The organism is Virgibacillus salexigens, from assembly GCF_014905415.1.
GTDB classification, from domain to species: Bacteria; Bacillota; Bacilli; order Bacillales; family Amphibacillaceae; genus Virgibacillus; species Virgibacillus salexigens.
The window spans coordinates 1-17,407 of the sequence record NZ_BNEO01000009.1 but is presented as its reverse complement, the minus strand read 5'-3'; the positions used below and the strand labels follow the sequence as shown (position 1 = coordinate 17,407).

Annotated in this window: 22 protein-coding genes, 14 tRNA genes and 1 rRNA gene; 4 read left to right on the top strand and 33 right to left on the bottom strand. The window is 38.3% G+C overall.

Features of this window, described 5'->3' with window-relative positions; translation table 11 throughout:
* Positions 1 to 66: 66 nt before the first annotated feature.
* The 10 genes from JKP73_RS20775 to JKP73_RS20730 form a co-directional block, all read right to left on the bottom strand.
* Positions 67 to 675, bottom strand: coding sequence for a hypothetical protein (locus JKP73_RS20775; protein ID WP_200411774.1), 609 nt, complete (start codon positions 673 to 675; stop codon positions 67 to 69).
* Between the two features lie 58 nt (positions 676 to 733).
* Positions 734 to 976, bottom strand: a complete 243-nt coding sequence (locus tag JKP73_RS20770; RefSeq protein ID WP_200411773.1) for a YdbC family protein — start codon at positions 974 to 976, stop codon at positions 734 to 736.
* Between the two features lie 20 nt (positions 977 to 996).
* Positions 997 to 3,273 carry a VirD4-like conjugal transfer protein, CD1115 family gene (locus JKP73_RS20765; protein WP_200411772.1) on the bottom strand — a complete coding sequence of 759 codons (2,277 nt, stop codon included), beginning with the start codon at positions 3,271 to 3,273 and terminating at the stop codon, positions 997 to 999.
* Positions 3,257 to 4,069, bottom strand: coding sequence for a toprim domain-containing protein (locus JKP73_RS20760; RefSeq protein WP_234447156.1), 813 nt, complete (start codon positions 4,067 to 4,069; stop codon positions 3,257 to 3,259). The genes JKP73_RS20765 and JKP73_RS20760 overlap by 17 nt, the downstream gene beginning before the upstream one ends.
* Positions 4,070 to 4,274: 205 nt before the next feature.
* Positions 4,275 to 5,042, bottom strand: a complete 768-nt coding sequence (locus tag JKP73_RS20755; RefSeq protein WP_200411770.1) for a hypothetical protein — start codon at positions 5,040 to 5,042, stop codon at positions 4,275 to 4,277.
* A 38-nt stretch (positions 5,043 to 5,080) separates the two neighbouring features.
* On the bottom strand, positions 5,081 to 5,674 hold the full coding sequence (locus tag JKP73_RS20750) for a hypothetical protein (RefSeq protein WP_200411769.1): 594 nt from the start codon (positions 5,672 to 5,674) through the stop codon (positions 5,081 to 5,083).
* Between the two features lie 60 nt (positions 5,675 to 5,734).
* The gene (locus JKP73_RS20745; RefSeq protein WP_200411768.1) at positions 5,735 to 5,917 is read right to left on the bottom strand and encodes a hypothetical protein; all 183 of its coding nucleotides are present in this window, start codon (positions 5,915 to 5,917) and stop codon (positions 5,735 to 5,737) included.
* A gap of 14 nt (positions 5,918 to 5,931) precedes the next feature.
* Positions 5,932 to 6,165 carry a pilin gene (locus JKP73_RS20740; protein WP_200411767.1) on the bottom strand — a complete coding sequence of 78 codons (234 nt, stop codon included), beginning with the start codon at positions 6,163 to 6,165 and terminating at the stop codon, positions 5,932 to 5,934.
* 5 nt (positions 6,166 to 6,170) lie between these two features.
* Positions 6,171 to 6,473: a hypothetical protein gene (locus tag JKP73_RS20735; protein ID WP_200411766.1), complete on the bottom strand. Its 303-nt coding sequence runs from the start codon at positions 6,471 to 6,473 to the stop codon at positions 6,171 to 6,173.
* A 392-nt stretch (positions 6,474 to 6,865) separates the two neighbouring features.
* Complete coding sequence (locus JKP73_RS20730) at positions 6,866 to 7,276, bottom strand: Lrp/AsnC family transcriptional regulator (protein WP_200411765.1); 411 nt, start codon at positions 7,274 to 7,276, stop codon at positions 6,866 to 6,868.
* 127 nt (positions 7,277 to 7,403) lie between these two features.
* On the opposite strand from JKP73_RS20730, the gene JKP73_RS20725 reads away from it, so the two are divergent.
* Together JKP73_RS20725 and JKP73_RS20720 are read left to right on the top strand one after the other, a co-directional pair.
* Positions 7,404 to 8,165, top strand: a complete 762-nt coding sequence (locus JKP73_RS20725) for an MBL fold metallo-hydrolase (protein WP_200411764.1) — start codon at positions 7,404 to 7,406, stop codon at positions 8,163 to 8,165.
* The gene (locus JKP73_RS20720) at positions 8,165 to 8,590 is read left to right on the top strand and encodes an ester cyclase (protein ID WP_234447155.1); all 426 of its coding nucleotides are present in this window, start codon (positions 8,165 to 8,167) and stop codon (positions 8,588 to 8,590) included. The genes JKP73_RS20725 and JKP73_RS20720 overlap by 1 nt, the downstream gene beginning before the upstream one ends.
* A 315-nt stretch (positions 8,591 to 8,905) precedes the next feature.
* Here JKP73_RS20720 and JKP73_RS20715 read toward each other — a convergent pair whose 3' ends face one another.
* The 8 genes from JKP73_RS20715 to JKP73_RS20680 all read right to left on the bottom strand — a co-directional run bounded on the left by JKP73_RS20715 (position 8,906) and on the right by JKP73_RS20680 (position 13,674).
* Positions 8,906 to 9,652, bottom strand: coding sequence for an SDR family NAD(P)-dependent oxidoreductase (locus JKP73_RS20715; RefSeq protein ID WP_200411763.1), 747 nt, complete (start codon positions 9,650 to 9,652; stop codon positions 8,906 to 8,908).
* Positions 9,653 to 10,146: 494 nt separating this feature from the next.
* On the bottom strand, positions 10,147 to 10,641 hold the full coding sequence (locus JKP73_RS20710) for an ArpU family phage packaging/lysis transcriptional regulator (protein ID WP_234447154.1): 495 nt from the start codon (positions 10,639 to 10,641) through the stop codon (positions 10,147 to 10,149).
* Between the two features lie 380 nt (positions 10,642 to 11,021).
* The gene (locus JKP73_RS20705) at positions 11,022 to 11,243 is read right to left on the bottom strand and encodes a hypothetical protein (RefSeq protein WP_200411762.1); all 222 of its coding nucleotides are present in this window, start codon (positions 11,241 to 11,243) and stop codon (positions 11,022 to 11,024) included.
* A 95-nt stretch (positions 11,244 to 11,338) separates the two neighbouring features.
* Positions 11,339 to 11,521 (bottom strand): hypothetical protein, encoded by a 183-nt coding sequence (locus JKP73_RS20700; protein ID WP_200411761.1) that lies wholly within the window; start codon positions 11,519 to 11,521, stop codon positions 11,339 to 11,341.
* Between the two features lies 1 nt (position 11,522).
* Positions 11,523 to 12,305, bottom strand: coding sequence for an ATP-binding protein (locus JKP73_RS20695; RefSeq protein WP_234447153.1), 783 nt, complete (start codon positions 12,303 to 12,305; stop codon positions 11,523 to 11,525).
* Positions 12,306 to 12,314: 9 nt separating this feature from the next.
* On the bottom strand, positions 12,315 to 13,112 hold the full coding sequence (locus tag JKP73_RS20690) for a phage replisome organizer N-terminal domain-containing protein (protein WP_200411760.1): 798 nt from the start codon (positions 13,110 to 13,112) through the stop codon (positions 12,315 to 12,317).
* A 17-nt stretch (positions 13,113 to 13,129) separates the two neighbouring features.
* On the bottom strand, positions 13,130 to 13,435 hold the full coding sequence (locus JKP73_RS20685; protein ID WP_200411759.1) for a DUF771 domain-containing protein: 306 nt from the start codon (positions 13,433 to 13,435) through the stop codon (positions 13,130 to 13,132).
* 41 nt (positions 13,436 to 13,476) lie between these two features.
* Positions 13,477 to 13,674: a helix-turn-helix transcriptional regulator gene (locus tag JKP73_RS20680; RefSeq protein ID WP_200411758.1), complete on the bottom strand. Its 198-nt coding sequence runs from the start codon at positions 13,672 to 13,674 to the stop codon at positions 13,477 to 13,479.
* Positions 13,675 to 13,820: 146 nt separating this feature from the next.
* On the opposite strand from JKP73_RS20680, the gene JKP73_RS20675 reads away from it, so the two are divergent.
* Both JKP73_RS20675 and JKP73_RS20670 read left to right on the top strand, forming a co-directional pair.
* Complete coding sequence (locus tag JKP73_RS20675; protein WP_200411757.1) at positions 13,821 to 14,444, top strand: LexA family protein; 624 nt, start codon at positions 13,821 to 13,823, stop codon at positions 14,442 to 14,444.
* Positions 14,445 to 14,482: 38 nt separating this feature from the next.
* Complete coding sequence (locus JKP73_RS20670; protein WP_200411756.1) at positions 14,483 to 15,580, top strand: site-specific integrase; 1,098 nt, start codon at positions 14,483 to 14,485, stop codon at positions 15,578 to 15,580.
* Positions 15,581 to 15,717: 137 nt separating this feature from the next.
* Here JKP73_RS20670 and JKP73_RS20665 read toward each other — a convergent pair.
* From JKP73_RS20665 to rrf, 15 genes are all read right to left on the bottom strand, one after another.
* Positions 15,718 to 15,799 (bottom strand) — tRNA-Leu (locus JKP73_RS20665).
* 11 nt (positions 15,800 to 15,810) lie between these two features.
* A tRNA-Cys gene (locus tag JKP73_RS20660) sits at positions 15,811 to 15,884 on the bottom strand.
* 5 nt (positions 15,885 to 15,889) lie between these two features.
* Positions 15,890 to 15,964: transfer RNA gene (locus JKP73_RS20655), tRNA-Gly, on the bottom strand.
* A gap of 4 nt (positions 15,965 to 15,968) precedes the next feature.
* A tRNA-Gln gene (locus tag JKP73_RS20650) sits at positions 15,969 to 16,043 on the bottom strand.
* A gap of 11 nt (positions 16,044 to 16,054) precedes the next feature.
* Positions 16,055 to 16,130 (bottom strand) — tRNA-His (locus JKP73_RS20645).
* Positions 16,131 to 16,144: 14 nt separating this feature from the next.
* Positions 16,145 to 16,218, bottom strand: a tRNA-Trp gene (locus JKP73_RS20640).
* Between the two features lie 18 nt (positions 16,219 to 16,236).
* Positions 16,237 to 16,321, bottom strand: a tRNA-Tyr gene (locus tag JKP73_RS20635).
* Between the two features lie 22 nt (positions 16,322 to 16,343).
* A tRNA-Phe gene (locus tag JKP73_RS20630) sits at positions 16,344 to 16,419 on the bottom strand.
* Positions 16,420 to 16,449: 30 nt separating this feature from the next.
* Positions 16,450 to 16,526, bottom strand: a tRNA-Asp gene (locus JKP73_RS20625).
* Positions 16,527 to 16,589: 63 nt separating this feature from the next.
* Positions 16,590 to 16,666, bottom strand: a tRNA-Met gene (locus tag JKP73_RS20620).
* Positions 16,667 to 16,688: 22 nt separating this feature from the next.
* Positions 16,689 to 16,764: transfer RNA gene (locus JKP73_RS20615), tRNA-Val, on the bottom strand.
* A gap of 7 nt (positions 16,765 to 16,771) precedes the next feature.
* Positions 16,772 to 16,846: transfer RNA gene (locus JKP73_RS20610), tRNA-Glu, on the bottom strand.
* 15 nt (positions 16,847 to 16,861) lie between these two features.
* Positions 16,862 to 16,953 (bottom strand) — tRNA-Ser (locus tag JKP73_RS20605).
* Between the two features lie 3 nt (positions 16,954 to 16,956).
* Positions 16,957 to 17,031, bottom strand: a tRNA-Asn gene (locus JKP73_RS20600).
* Between the two features lie 24 nt (positions 17,032 to 17,055).
* A 5S ribosomal RNA gene (rrf, locus tag JKP73_RS20595) occupies positions 17,056 to 17,171 on the bottom strand.
* Positions 17,172 to 17,407: the final 236 nt, after the last annotated feature.

Sequence of the window (17,407 nt, the reverse complement as noted above, 5' to 3'; positions counted from 1 at the left end):
TACATCCCCCTCCCTCGTTGACATAAAAAAAGAACCTACCTTAATTCAGGTAAGTTCCTTCTATTATTAGTATGTTAGTTCTACATTTTCTTCATTGATATAATCGATGTTAAATTGAATTTCCTTTTCCACCTTGCTGTATAAACCTTCATCCCGAAATGTATTGTTTTCTGTATTAGCTTTCCCTATCAATGTATTTAAAATCCATGCTGACCCCTGGTACGCATAAGCTGAATTAAACTGTCCACCATGAACAACGGCCATTCCACCATCTTCAAAAGGGTTATGGCCTGACGTCCGATTACTATACGATTCACTCACAGCTTCAACTTTTTGTTTTTTTTCATCATCAAGCGTATTAAGATTCAAATAGAACGCCGGCATATCTTTATCTTTTAGAGCTTTATCATACACCTCTAGCAATTTAGTATTTTTTACATATTTTTTCTTGGCATCATACATCAAAACATAGAACGCTTTATTATCATCCTTTTTCGCAATAACTTCATCTATTGTGGTTTCATTCAACCCCGTTTTTGGTGTTTCATTAATTTCATCGATTTTATCCTCTGCAGCGCTATCCGTTCCACCGCAAGCACTTAAAACGAGTAAAACTGATACTACTATCAGAGTAAATAACGTTCGTTTCCGCATAAATTTACCATCATCTCCCATTCATCCTTTTAGAAACAGTATAACAGTCCTTTTTGACGCTGGAAATGATTATCTTGCCCTATTCACTATGTGGTATTTTTATATCAATAATCGATTTTAGCTTCCCTAGCTCCTCTTCAGTAAAAGTAAAACCTTTTCCCAATCTCGTTTTATCCGGATTCCACCATCTTACATCGTATTTCGGTTCATCCCCATTCCAGCTAATGATGTTAAGTTCCTTTGTCCAGCCTGCCTGACTTTCATGCAATACGGCGATTTCTTCAATAACATGCCAGTCAACACGGTATTTTGGTTCCTTCATGATTTATCACTCCTATTCTATTAAGATAGTGCCTGTTGGCGTAATTTTTCAGCTTCCTGTATTTCATTGGACTGTTCCTCCGATGAGGACTGTTCGTTCGCTTCACTGTCTTTATGATTTACTTGCTCTTCCATTCGCTTCGCTGCTTTATCCTGCCACATTTGCGCTACGTATTCTGTTAGGTAATACTGTAATGCTGCCAGTACCTTTAAGTGGATACGAGAGAAATGAGGGTGATAAACTAAGAAACTCATATAATGCAGAAAAGACCAATGATGGACTTCTTGAAGCAATGCTTTGGTTCTTTCTTCATCCATATCACCCTGACTTTGTTCAATCTGCAAGATATGCCGTTTAAATCGCTCAAACTCCTTGCCTGTCACGAAATCAGCCATTTGTAAAAACAGGTCGTCGTTTGACTTAGCTGAATAGACCATGCTGGTTAAATCCATATCATGATACGTTTCCGACATAATCGGCAGCATCATAATAGAATTTTCGGTATTAAAGTCTTCAGCCAAATATTGATACCGAAATTTATGACTGGTTTTTTCCTCGTTAAATAGAGGTTTAGGCTCAATCTTTCTTCGTTTTTTATCCTGACGCTTATTCACGCGTATCAGGACGGACTGGCCTTCTTTTAAACGCATCAATTCATCTGACGTTAAAAGAGAACGTTCTTTTGTCGATTCACTGTGCGACTTATCAAATGAGTGATAATCACCACTTCGACTCACATCGGTAATCGTTTTGGCACCAAGCATGCTCGAATAATGCTCCGCGGTATTTTTATCTTCCGTAAGGATATAAATTTGGTTGGAACAGTTGCCAATAATCGTATCCGATTCCTCGCCATAAGCCGATTTGACTTGCGAATAAGCTTGAACAATTAAATGATATCGAAAACCACGACCGGCACCGACAGTCACCATACTGGCCATGCCATCAATCGCCGGCATATTCCCAAATTCATCAAGAATAAATTGTACATTTCGTTTCATCTTCCCGTTTTTACTTTTGGTTGCTTTTTCCGAATTGACACGATATAACTGGCTAACAAAGATACTAGCTAATACATCATTTGATTTGTCCGAATCAGGCGTCGCTAAAAAGACCGCCACTGGCTTGGCTCCGAATCCTATTTCGGTTAAATCTAAGCTGTTATGACCGGTTACTTTTGCGTTCGGTTCAAGCGTAAAGATTTGCAGTTTATCCATTGCAACACTGAAGATACTACCGCGTGTATTGCCTGTCGAAAAGTTACTGGTAGCATACATCATCCGTGCTGGGTTGTTTTCATCTCGCGTCTGAAAGAATTCGTCTAATGCATTATTTCCGTCTGCATCGGTTTCGCTGCCTTTGCTGGAAAGGAAATTCGCAACAGAATACATCGTAACACGTTCTTCTTTACCCATTTTTACCATATCTTCGGTTAGCGCCAAGATAATGGCAGTCACAAGCGATTTTGCACTGTTCGACCAAAACGGATCTTTGGCGTTTGGGTTATGATACAAACTGAATGCCACACTGTTGGCATATTTTTGGGCGTCGCTTACGTTTCCCTTTTTCCAGGAATCAATCACTAATTGTAACGGATTGAATCCCATACTCATTGCATGTTCAATCAGATTAAACACATATACATCATAACCACGTCTCTTTAAGGTTTCATAGGAAGCACCAGCTAGTTCTCCTTTTGGATCATTGACCACCATAGAGGGCTTTTTTGTAGCCCTGCTCTGTACGTCAATCATGGGAACAACAAACGTCTCTCCTTTACCAGAACGGGTAATTCCAATAACCATGGTATGGACTGGGGCATCATCAATCAGGAGTCTGTATGGTTTTCCTGCTTCTTGCAACCCTCCAACAATTGTGCCACCTTTGCCTTCGTACTCCGTTTTGGATGCTGGAATAATCTGATACTGCTTTTTCATGTTCTTCACCGATTCAAATGCATTTGTACCGTGTTGGCCATGATTGATGGATTGATAATTCATTTTAATATTGTATAAAAGTTTTAGGAGACTAATCCCTACAAATATATAAAAACCTACATAAAACTCTATCCATTCTTTTTGAAACAAAAAAACGTAATGCCAATCGACTGTAAATGTTTTTATATTGACTCGTTCAGGATTATTTGCAAACCCTTCAATCAGATGTAGCACTTGCTGAAAAAAGTGTAATAGAAAATTTGCAAGAAAGAACCCCATTACGATAATCAGTAATACGAAAGTCGCTACAACCTTCCTGTTGCTGACGTGTTCGGTTAACGATTTATGGTTCGTATTCAATATCCCTCCCCCTTTCATGTTGCTTTGTATATGTTGCCAGTTGGCTGTATGTTTCCTCAAACGCTTTACGATTTTCTTGCAAGTTTTCGTTTGCATCCTTTGTTTGAGATGTATAGTTAAAAACTGTCCAACTCTTACCGATATCGTCTTTTTCCATCTTGTTTACGATATCTCTCGTTGCCTTCCATCCGGCTTGGTCATCATCCATAGCAATTAAAAAGTGTTTTTCTGCATAACGTTCGCTATGTTCTGCCAGATGATTTTTGATTTGTCTTGTTTTAGTTGCATCTGTTAAGGCCATAATGCCAACATTTTCATCAATTTCCCGAAAGGACAATGCATCCAGAATGGATTCACTAATCACCACATTGTCAGCCTCCTGTGGAATATCCATAAAAAAATCCCTCGCTTCTTTGGAGGGATTGAAAATAAGCTGTATTTCCTTGGGATCTAGATTTTCATTGATGCTGGAACGGAGTAGCACCCGATCCAACGTATTGTTTTCTCCATACAATGGAAAAATTAAGTTTCGTTTGCACATCCAGCTATTAGTGGAATAATCTTTATTCAGTAAGGGTTCTGCTCTTTGAAAAAGATGCTGCACGATATGCTCATGCTGTAAGTCAGCTACAAAACCTCGTGTGACTTGTTTGGATACCCCACGATATCCATTGTCTAATGCCTCGCTTTTAAAATAATTCTTCGCGTACGAAAACACACGATTTGCCCAGTCCAAAGACTGCCGTTGATTTGCAGTCAGGTTGGGGTATTGTTTTTTCATGTGTTGTTCATACATTGACATATCCCCTTCTTGGTGGAATTCCAATATCATCCGTGAGCCGCAGTGGTTTTCACGGTTGCACTGGATAAAATGCTTATTATTTTTATACATAAACGCTTCATGTTTGTTGCATTCCGGGCAATTGCAAATAAAATAACGCCCTCTATCTTCAGCATTTAAATCGCTTAAGGCATTTTCGATGTTTTGAAATACGAGTTTCTTATAGGGATTCAGCTTGCTCATGTGCTTCACCAACTTTAGCGTCTACTTTAGCTTTAAATTGCTCTAAGACGGGGGCAAGGATTTGTTCCTCAATAGCTTGATCTGTTTTCATGACTGTTCCCTTCGCTAATAAGTCATCAAAAGTTGTATAAAATGCATGCATTAATGTCTTATGAAGCTGATAAGCTTTTCTAAATCCATATTGGCGGATAAAAGATTTACCAAATAACTGCAGTTCGAGATATTGGTAGTCTTCATGCTTGAACACCAAAACCTCAATTCGCTGTTTGGGGAGCGATTGATAGTTCGTAACGACATGTGTTACAAACCAGTTAAACGATTTTTCATCGTTTATATAGCGTTGGATTTTTTCACCTTCAAATGATTCACCTTTATTTAGTTGTTGATCTATATTTGGATGGTTCGATAGTTTGGAAAATGACTGATGACTTCCTGATGTGTGAACGTTGGAATACTTGTTTGATTGATCTTCAATTTTCTTAGATTCCTGCGCAGTCTCGTCTCTCACCCAATTTACGAATGCATGGTAAGCGTTTTGAATCGCTTCTAAAACATCTTCCATTTCCGCATAGATACTTGTTTCAATATAGGGCGAAATTCCATCATAGATTTGTCTTAATTGTTGATCTGTCATGTCTAGTCTATCGCCCAAGATGGTATTAAATCGTTTTTGAAAAGCCTTAAAAGTGCGTCCATCGGGCTTAACAGCATTGACATTGGAAAACAGCTTATCTTTCATCTTCATCCCTTTCACCTCCAAAAAGGACTCCCTTCACGGAAGCCCTACATGTCCATCACTTGTTCCTGTGTCTTGCTTTGTTTTTTCCCTAATTTCAGCTCTTTTTCTTTCTCCAGGTCTTTTTCAATCTCATTTAGCTTCTCCTGTTGAACTGGTGTTAAATCCATATCTTTGATTTCATCCAGAACCTCACGCTTGAGCTCATATACCTTCTCATAGCCATGCATTTCTTCAAATTCTTTCATCTCTTGCTCTTTTTTTTCTGCCTCTTCAGAAGGAACTTCTTTTTCATCTTTTTCTAAAGCGTCCAGCACTTGTTCTTTGTAGGCATCCTTATAAGTGGTTTCTTCTTTTGTAGGATGCAGCTTTTGCAGTACATTTTGCTTGTACGTCTGCTTAAATTGTTCAGATTGATTTACTTGATTATCGTGTTCTTTTTGCACCTTATCTTTTATAGATTGAAGCCTGTCTTTCGTATACTTCGATTTCAAAACGGTATCTTGATAAAGAGATTCCAGCTTCTGACGTTTCGAATTGTAGTCAACATTATCAGGATTCAATAATTCCTTATCTCTTGCTTCAAGAAAGTCAGCGTACTTTTTTGCTAATTCTTTTTCAATATCTTGTACACCCGGCATATTTATCCTCCTCCATTATTATTAAAAAACTGACCAAATACTAAAAAGCTTGTTTAATCATTAGTTTAATTGTATAAAGTTTTGAATGGTGACAGAGTCGCCTAGATTAAACTCATCGCTGATTGCTTTTTCAACACCGCGAAGATCGTCTATCGTTTGAATAGGACCCTCTAATGTTATATCGACATTGCCACCGCCATCTTCGTAAAGATAGCTTATAAAGTAGTTATATTTAGTACTCACAACTTGTCACCTCCTTAAAATCCGACAACACGACCGCCTAACCAACTAACCAGACTTGCTGCCAAGTAGACAATCCCAAAGCCAATTGCAACGTTTACCATCCATCCGGTATACATTTCCTTTTTTTGTGGATCTTTGGCAAACGTCCACAATAATCCAATAACAACGAGCACCAGCCCCGCTAAGACTGGCGCTATTGGCTTAATCCCATCTGTTATATTTTGGATGGATTGAATAGCATCTTGCATGCATCTCACTCTCCTTTCTTCGCGACGTTTGTAATCTGTTTCTGATTCGACACATTAAAGTTCAAGATGATTTCTTGGTGTCGCTCATGAAGCCATTCGTAATAAGAAGATTCATCAGCTTCGATAATTCCTTTTGCGAGTGTTTCAAATTCCTTAAATCCTTCCGGTTTTACAGGCCTATTTTTTCGCTTGGATGATGATGTTTTTTTAGATGCTTCAGCAGAATCCTTAGTGATTGGCTTATCTCCCTGCTTAGCGTCTTTGCCTTGATTTTGATCCATTGCTTTTCCAAATTCATTATGAGACATGATTTACACCTCCCTTTTTTGGTCAAAATAAAAACCCTTTTCCGTGAAGAAAGGAGTTAATGGGAAGTTCTAAACTTCCTGATACTAATAATTTAACAGCTTTTTCGAGCATTTTTATTCGTCATTCGTTCGGCTTTTTGTTCGCTAATTGTTCGCAGCTCTCCGCATTTTGAACAAACAAAAAGAACCCTTTTCGAGAATGGGTTCTTCATAAAGAATTCTTAATTTGATTTTCTATAAAAAGCTCGATTACTTTTTTATATTGTTTTACAATCGCGCCTGATCGTATTATGGAATAATCAAGGTAATGATTATTGCCAATCAGCTAATTGAACTAAGGCACCATATAGTTTAAGTACATCTTTGCACAAACTTTCCGTTGTATTGATTCACTATTTATCAATAACAATAGATAATTTATAGTTCGCATACTCGTTTAATTCTTCAAGAAATTGATTCATTAGTTCATTGGAAGGAAATTTACATTCGAGTATGTAACACCCATCTCCACTGATTTTATAGTTATTTATTAGGTATTTCCCTTGTGTTTTTATGAATGACAGATAGGGTTGATGAGAAATGCTTTCTGTAATAATAGTAATAAAAGCATGTATAGTACAGCCCAATTTAACCTGGTTAACATTAATGGTATAACCTTCAATAATTCCACTTTCCTCTAGCTTTGCCACTCTATCCGAAGTTGCTGGCCCAGTTAAATGAATTTTTTCACCTAATTCTTTCATTGTAATTCGGCTGTTCTTAGAGAGTTCATCTAAAATATGCATATCTGTGTTATCTAACATTTGTTTAACTCCTTCATTTATAAAGTCAAAGCACCCAAATACTTTATTTAATCCATGTATCTCCAACAATTCTTAGTATAAACTATACATTGTTCAAAGAAAATCACAAAAAAGGGAGTAAATATATATGAATATACATCAAATTCGTAATGCAACAATCGTTGTAGAATATGCAGGTAAAAAGTTTTTAGTTGATCCAATGCTAGCGGAAAAAGGTACTTACCCACCTTTCCCAAATGCACCAAGAGATGATCAATATAATCCGTTAGTTGAATTGCCAACTTCCATTGACACTATTATTAAAGATATTGATGCAGTCATTGTAACGCATCTTCACTATGATCATTGGGATGAAGTTGCAAAAGAAGTATTACCAAAGGATATCAAGTTATTTTCTCAAAATGAAGAAGATGCGACAGAAATTCGAAATGCTGGTTTCCAAAATGTAGAGGTTTTACAAGAGGACACTATTTTTGAAGGTATTCAATTAGTGAAAACAAAAGGAGAGCATGGAAGAGGCGAAGTTCTAAAACTTGCTGGTCTAGTGTGTGGGGTTGTCTTTAAACATGATAGTGAGAAAACATTATATGTAGCAGGAGATACAGTATGGTATGACGCTGTGCAAGAAGTAATTGATACTCATAATCCGGAAGTTATCGTTGTTAATGCCGGAGATAATCATTTCAATGAAGGTGGTTCTCTTGTGATGGGGAAAGATGATGTCTATGAGGTGTACAAGGCTACCCCTGATGCAAAAATTATTGCTGTCCATATGGAAGCAGTCAATCATTGGGGACTGTCCAGAGAGGAATTAAAAGGATTTCTTAATGAAAGAGGAATCACGTCTAACGTATTGGTGCCGGATGACGGAGAATCTTACAAGTTTTAATGGAAGGAAATGTTGATATGTCATTTGAAGCCAATAAAGAATTAGTTCGTCGTTTTTTTGAAACGATTGAACAAGAAAAATATGAAGATCTTAAAGATTTCTGCCATCCGGACTTTGTATTTTATCCACAGTTAGACACACCGTATCCCGGTGTGGATGGTCTTATCAAATCGGAAAAGAAAAACTTTGATGCTTTCCCGGGCTTTAAAATGCCGATTGTAGAAATGGTAGCTGAGGGAGACCTTGTATCCGCTTGTTTTATCTTTGAAGGAAAGCACACAGGTATCCCATTTGCCGGTGTCCCTGCAACTGGAAAAGAAGCCAGATTTTCTCTTATGATACTTTTACGTATTTCTGAAGGCAAAATTATTGAGCAAAGATCTTTTGTAGATGTTCATGACATCATTCATCAAATAAAGGCTTAAGTTAAAAATAAATTTATTGGAAGGCAAGAGACTCTACATGGGTCTCTTTTTTATTCTTAATAAACTATCTTGTTGGTACACCACATAATTAAATCCTATTCAGCTCTTCTACCCTTTAGTTTAAGTATACCTTTTCACAATATCCATTTATTTTATCATTACTACCTCTTAAGGACGATCTTCCGCAATACGGCCCTACAATAGTAAATTGGACGCTTTCCTTCAATTCAAGAAAGTGCGCCCAACTGTTATTTTATGTTTACTTTAAAGTTTATAGAGCAATGGGCAGACAAGCAAACGATATGAACTCCTTGCTCAAGGATGACTCAGCTTAGTCATTCTGCCGCCATCCACAGTATATACCTGTCCTGTGATAAATCCAGCCTCATCAGCTGCCAGAAATGCCACGAGCGCTGCCACTTCTTCGGGTGAACCTGTACGGCCCACAGGATGGATGCTTGCGATATCGCGTCGGAAAGCCTCCGCATCAGAGTTGTTTGCAATCATGTCAATGTTTAACTCCGTGTCGATCCAGCCGGGTTCCACTGCGTTACAACGAATGCCTTCATGGCCATGGTCTACTGCCACCGAACGGGTCAGCCCATGAAGACCAGCTTTGGACGCACAATAGGCCGCGTGCTGGGGATTGGCAGCAAGTCCTTCCGTCGATCCAGTATTGACGATACTACCTTTCGTCTGGCGCAGGTAAGGCAACGCTGCTTGAATCAACAGGAAAGGAGCTGTCAGATTAACGCTGAGATTACGCTGCCAATCCTCAACGCTCATCTCTTCAATCGATGCTTCTTGCATCATGCCGGCATTATTGATCACTACATCGAGCTTGCCTGTCCGAGCGATGACTTCTTTAACGATTCGCTCCGGTGAATCCGGATCTGAGAAATCAGCCTCAATCCAGTCAAACTCTTCATCCTTGCCGCGCTGTGCGGTGATTACAGTCGCTCCTTCGTCGCGTAGGCGGCAGGCGATGGCCTGGCCAATACCCGAACGTCCACCTGTCACCAATGCTACCTTATTTTCAAAACGCTTTAATTGCTTTGTCATTTATGTACCACCTTATTCAATATAATGGCCCGATCGTTGAAGAAACAGTTTTTAAAGTTCTTTATTAATTTTAACATAGAACTTGAAATGATTGGAAAAATAAAATTAGCTTATCATCATATTAATCACAGCCTCCACAATTTAATCAATGGTAACCTTATTACCAAATTAAATTTTAAACTCAAAAACGCCCCTTCAGACTATCAGGTCCAAAGGGGTAAACAGTACATTTTTTAATTTTTTACATTAATCACTATTAACCCTTATGCACTATAACTTCGCACAAGTTATGAAGAAAATTATGATAAATGGAATACCCAGCATATATAACCAAAACTCAGCAGAATAAACTAACTCCAAGTAAATGTCGGTTTGCATGAACCACTGAAAAACAGCCAGAAACACAATGCCACAGAAACTTGAAAAAGCAATAAACAACAAAAAGAATAACATAACTAGTAATGATTTTTTGATTGTATGAATAACTAACATCATCAGGAAAAATCCTTTTCAGCAAAGACACCATATAGGTGTCGTCCGAGTATTTCCAATGCTTCTTTCTTTATTTCATAATACCTTGTTTTACCAATATATAGCTGCGGATAAATGGACTCGTCGCTGTAACGTGCCCCGTCATTACGTCTACGTAAATACTTCAATTCAATCAACTCTTGTTCAATCGGACTTAATAATTGAATGGTTGAACCCAATATTTCTAACCACTCTGATGCCTGTATTGTTTTAATAGCATACATTTCCGTCTTACTCTTTTTGAAATTACTCGATCCATGTGGCATATCAGAAATAGAAGACACGATGCTAGGTACTTTTGTTTCGTTCGCTATTGCTTTTATTTTGAAATAACGATTTAGCCAATTCTTCTCTGCATGTTCTATATAGAATCTCTGTTCATCCTTTAAAATTTCTTCAATTTCCTTTTGTGTGAACATCTTCTCAACACTCGAGCTTAATTGCATTTCGTTTTTCACCCTTTCTTTCATCGTAAATAATTATATTAACTCTGATTTTTTATTTGGCAGGATAGTCCTTAGCCAATGAAAGCAACATTCAGGCTATCCTTGAAAAAGCAATGACACAGAAGAAATTGCGAAACCATTACATCTCCCTCAATAAGCTGTTTGTATTTAAAATTTCATTAACGCAATCATATAATTTTTCTTTAGTCAAATAGCATTCATGATTGGATTTGGAGTCTATTTCGTATAGACCGTGACGATTTCTTATGATTGTCACTTTTATCTCTGGGATATGCTTAGAACAGCACTGTTGCATATTGCAAATGACATGGAACAATGGATCAAACTCCTTGCCCAAATATTCATAGACGTTTGATTGCTGCATAATCTGTTCATTCATCGTGCTCTTCCATTCCATTGCGCGTTCGTTTTACCGTTGGATTCATAATCATATACCTTAACTTTTCTATCTTTATTTCCTCTTCGCTGTCCTTTCCATGTAAGGCTGCCATGCTTAAACGATACATGGATAATGCTTCGGAAATACAATGGGCTTCAAAATATCCGGCTTCAATTAAGATCTTTCTTTCATCACTTTTATTAAAGACTTGCATCTTAGCCCTCCTAAATAATTCTTTGGATGTTTTCACATAGCAGCTAACAATGGTATAATTGAAGATATCTTCTTGGATTTCAGAAAGGTTGATATTTAGGCGTATCGTTGCTTTCTGTTTTCCAATTGATTAAGATATTTTCTTGTTTCAGCTGCCGTTGGTACATATTTGTCACCAACGGAGCTGTTATGTTGCATCCATTCTCGCCATTTTCTGTTGGTCTCTACTTCGCTATCCTTTGGATCAAACACCATCACGCTTTTCATACCTTTCCACATTTTAAAAACTCCTCCTTCTATAATCTGAACCATTCATAACAATCACGTTTGTATTATCCATCATTCTTGAAAAGTTGCGTTCGTTCATGTGTTCTTTTAGCGCAGCACTGGTTAAATTAGTTGTATAAATGGTTGCCTTACCTGTACGATCATCCAGTATTTCGAACAGCTTAGAAGTAGTCCAGTCTGTTTGCTGTTCCGCGCCAATGTCGTCAAGAGCTAGTAAATCCACACGCCTTATTTCTTCCAATAGCTCATCTTCCGTGACACCTTTTGTATTATAGGTTTGCTTTATTTTTGTTAGCAGCTTTGGGAGTGATAGAAATAAGCATTTATACCCCTGTTCCATGAGTTTTTTCGTTATAGACACAGATAAATGGCTCTTCCCGGTGCCATAATTCCCGGTAAATAAAAGATTTTGCTTTCCATCAAAGGATTGAATGTACGCCAAGGCCTTTTCTTTAAATTGCTTTAGTTCACTGTCAGAAGCATGAAAGTTTTCTAATGTCGCTTCTCTCAGCGAGTTATTAATTAAGGAATAATAATTAAAATTATGCTTTCGCTGACCCTGCTTTAAATGGTCTTGTTTTTGTATTGCTGCTTCTGCCAGCTTAATATCTTCACATCTGCAACCGTAGTTTGCTACAACCCGTTCTCCTGCACGTGGTCCAGAAGGGATAATCAATTCTGTTTGCGAAACGTATTGATGGCAACCCTCACACACAAACGTTTGAAGTAGTTTTTGTTCTGGACTTGCTATATGTTTTCTGATACTTTCCATCATACACACCTCCTAAAACCCGTAATTATAACCATCAACCGCAGCAGACTGTTTCCTATATTCTTTTTTGCTGCTTTCTATTTCTTCTAGCGTCAATAATGACTGATTCTCCCAGTTCCGCAAAATACCCTCAACGTAATTCAACTGTCTTTTATTATTGGCACATGCTATCTTCATAGCTTTGAGTATGACCTTTTCAGGTTGCTTAAATGATGAATCATCCAACCACGACAACAACTGTTTTTTTCCCTGAATGTTATTTAAACCGAATCCATTACCATCCCAAAATTGAATGATTGCTGACGTATGTTGTTGTTGTTCTTTGTCTTCTTTCTTCTTTCTTTTCTCTTCTTCTTGTTCTTCTTCTGTTGCGTGATTGTCACGTGACGTCACATTTTTGGATTTTTGCTCAATCTGTTTAGCTTTTTCACGTTCCCTTTGCTTTTGTTTTCTTAATTTATTCTGTTGTCTCACCCTTGCCATCCCTTCAACATTCTGATGTTTTTCCCAGTTGCTTATATGAATAAAGGAATCTTCATCGATATGGATCATTCCAAATTCACGTAAAGTTTTCAATGCAAGCCTTACAGTATTAACCGGTCTGCCGAATATAGTTGCAAGCATCTCATCCGTATATGGAATGTTTTCATTAAGATAAATATACCCATTTGCATTTGTCCTTCCTGCTTGTGCCAGTAGCTTCACCCAGATTATTAGAATTGTATCTGCCTCTGGCATTTGTTCAATTAGCTTAATCTTCTCATCTTCAAACATGGAAATATCTAGTTTAATCCATTTAAGATAACTCACTATAAACTGCCTCCTCGTTAATAAAATATCTGATCAAAATTCCTTTCTAAAAACTGAGCCATTCTCTTTGCTTGAAAACTCCAACTCTGTCCCTTACTTTTTGGATAATAAACAAACTTCTCTAGTTCAGAGCGAAATTTACTTCGATACAATATGTTCTCTTTTAGCCACTCTTGTTTTTTACTTGTCCGTTGTTCTAAATCTTTCATACTCCAAAAGACACCTGATAAAGATTCCTGCTTTAATTCGTCTAGTTCAACTTTACTGATCAAAACTTTGTCAGAAGGAACAGGCACGTTTAACTGTACATTTAACTGTTGCAACTTTTTCACCTCATCACTATAATAGAATTTAATTCTACTTATTAACCAAAAAAAATAAAGTCAGTAGGGATACCGTATACTCTTTGAATTTGCAGTTGCTGATTTGGCGTAAGATCTCCTGGCTTCTTCTCCCATTTTATTAGAGTACCGTGCGATATACCTAAACATTTTGAAGCCTGCATAATGGTTAGATTAGCATTAACTCTAGCCGCTTTTAGAGAAATTTGCGGTATTGCCATCGTTGTTCCCCCTTTCATAATTAATTTTAGTAGAATTTAATTCTACTGTAAAGAGGTAAGTTGAATAAAATTCTACTTAATTTTACTTTATGTTTAATTGTATAGAATAAAATGCTATAATAAGCAACAAAAACGGAGGATTAGAAATGAACAATGACATGCAAAGGATTATATCAAATAATCTCCAAATGCTTCTAAAGAGGTATAATATCAATCAATATCAATTGGCAAAAATAGCTGGTGTTTCTAAGTCAACAGTTGGCAAATGGATATTAGGAAAGTCATCTCCACGTATGGGCGCTATACAAAAAATAGCTGACCATTTTGGACTTCCCAAAAGTTACATTTTGACAGAACCAAGTAATTTATATGAAGTAAATTCTGAATTTGTAGAAGTTCCTATCTTAGGTGAGATAGCTTGCGGTAAACCTATTTATGCTGCGGAAAATTTCAATGGATATAGAACAGAACCCAGAAAAAGCCTACCAGAAGGAACTACTTATTACTTAAAAGTAAAAGGAGATAGTATGCAGCCCACGATACCACAAGGTGCATATGTGCTTATCAGAGAGCAGCCAGAAGTTGAAAATGGAGAGATTGCTGCCGTTCTAGTCAACGGTAATACAGAAGCCACATTGAAACGTATAAATAAACAAAATAACTATTTAATGCTAATGCCAGATAATAGACACTATGATGCAATTATTGCAGATAAAAGTAATCCAGCTAAAATAATTGGGAAGGCAATCCGATATACTTTAGATTTATAAATACTCGCTACTTATGATTTATATAAGGGGGAATTATTATGCTTAGCTTTCAGAAACGCGGTAAGACTTGGCAATATACCATTAGTGCAAAACCTAAACCTATCCGTAAATCCGGATTTCGAACAAAAAAGGAAGCTCAAGTAGCAGCTGCAGAAATGGAAAACAAACTAAATAAAGGACATCCCACACAATTGAAGTCAATTCCCTTTAGTGAATACTTTGAGAACTGGATAGGACTTTATAAGACAAATATTAGTGAAACTACTTTGAGACATTACCAGTATTCTCTAACTGCAGTTAAAAGATATTTTGACAATACACCTATACAAAATATTACCCGACAGGAATATCAAAAATTTATTAACTTTTTTGGTGGGACTCGTGCAAAAGAAACTGTGGAGAAATTAAATTCTCATTGCCGTGCATGTGTGAAAGATGCTGTAGAGGATCGCCTCATTCCGTTTGATTTCACACGAAAAGTTAATCTTACATGGACCGTTAAGGCTAAAAAACGAGAGGAAAAGCATTTGAGTTATGAAGATAGTAAAAAATTGTTTAACGAATTGCTCAGTCGATTAAATGGTGGCTTAGGATATTACCTTCTCTTACTTGGTATTTCGACTGGTTTTCGATTCGGAGAACTGGTGGGGCTGACAAGAAAAGACTTTGATTTTGAAAATAATACGATTAATATCGATAAAACGTGGGCATATCTGGAAAGACAAGAAGAAGGTTTTGGCCCTACAAAAAATGAAGAGTCTGTAAGGGTAGTTAAAGTAGACAAAGTAACAATGAGTGTATTTAAAGAATTATTTAATAACAGTCCCCCCAACATTCATCAGCTTGTTTTTTACAGCCCGTCATCAAAATACCATGTTATTAGTAATACTAATGCAAACAAGCTATTGCGAAAAACCTTAAAAGAAATGAAGATTGATCCAATCACAATACATGGGTTGAGACATACTCATGCTAGCGTGCTCTTATATCAAAAAGTATCCATGAATTATGTAAGTGAACGTTTAGGCCATAAGGATGTAGAAACAACATGGAAGACGTATGCACATATTTTAAACGAAATGCGCACAGAAGATGAACGTGAAACAGTATCCATATTTGAAAGAATGCTTGTGTAAAAAATGTGTAAAACAAAATCATTTTCTACCGGATTCTATCTTATTCCCAAAAAATAAAAAGTACGCTTAAACATTGACACAGCAACATTCAAGCGCACTATAACGGTTATTCATCTTAACTGAAATTAATATGGTAATACCGGTGGTCGGGGTCGAACCGACACTCCGTAAGGAACACGATTTTGAGTCGTGCGCGTCTGCCAATTCCGCCACACCGGCAAGTTCGTTTATGGAGGCGGTAACCGGATTTGAACCGGTGATAAAGGTTTTGCAGACCTCTGCCTTACCACTTGGCTATACCGCCCTATATGGAGCGGAAGACGGGATTCGAACCCGCGACCCCCACCTTGGCAAGGTGGTGTTCTACCACTGAACTACTTCCGCATAATGGCTGGGCTACCAGGATTCGAACCTGGGGTACACGGGATCAAAACCCGATGCCTTACCGCTTGGCTATAGCCCAATCTACAAAAATGGGGCGACCGGTGGGGATCGAACCCACGCGTGCCGGAGCCACAATCCGGTGCGTTAACCACTTCGCCACGGCCGCCATTTAATTGAAAATGGCAGGGGTAGTAGGAATCGAACCCACATCAAAGGTTTTGGAGACCTTCGTTTTACCATTAAACTATACCCCTACTTACTATGAAAAATAATGGTGGAGGGGGAGAGATTCGAACTCCCGAACCCTGAGGGAGCGGATTTACAGTCCGCCGCGTTTAGCCACTTCGCTACCCCTCCAAATTGAATGAGAAAACAAAAATGGTGGCTCGGGACGGAATCGAACCGCCGACACACGGATTTTCAGTCCGTTGCTCTACCGACTGAGCTACCGAGCCATTAGTTTTAAATCTATTAAAAATTTCAAGTGGCGGTCCGGACGGGACTCGAACCCGCGACCTCCTGCGTGACAGGCAGGCATTCTAACCAGCTGAACTACCGGACCATTAATTATAACATATAAATCACTAATCATCTATGTATTACTTCATTTAATTTATAATGAATTTGGTTGCGGGAGCAGGATTTGAACCTGCGACCTTTGGGTTATGAGCCCAACGAGCTACCAGACTGCTCCATCCCGCGATATGTTTAAGTTAACCTTATATGGTGGAGGATGCAGGGCTCGAACCTGCGACCCCTTGCTTGTAAGGCAAGTGCTCTCCCAGCTGAGCTAATCCTCCATATTGTTGGTGACCCGTACGGGATTCGAACCCGTGTTACCGCCGTGAAAGGGCGGTGTCTTAACCACTTGACCAACGGGCCAATCTAAGTTAATAGTGGCGGAGAGCGAGGGATTCGAACCCTCGAGGCCGCGGTAACGGCCTACACGATTTCCAATCGTGCTCCTTCGGCCACTCGGACAGCTCTCCATTTGGCTCCACAGGTAGGATTCGAACCTACGACCGATCGGTTAACAGCCGATAGCTCTACCACTGAGCTACTGTGGAATAATTCCAATTAGGATTTTCCTTGCCTGGCGGCGTCCTACTCTTGCAGGGGCAAAGCCCCAACTACCATCGGCGCTGGAGAGCTTAACTACTGTGTTCGGCATGGGAACAGGTGTGACCTCTCCGCTATTGCTACCAGACAATGATATCTGCCAAGTGATTGTCGAAAAAACAGTGACAACCATTATTATAATTGTTTCTTGGAAAAAATCAAGTACAATTTCAAAAAATATGTAGGGATTTGTACCCTAAAAACTAAATAAGAGATCATTCAACGACGTTTCAAAGCCAAATTGGTTAGTTAAGTCCTCGATCGATTAGTATTCGTCAGCTCCACGTGTCACCACGCTTCCACCTCGAACCTATCAACCTCATC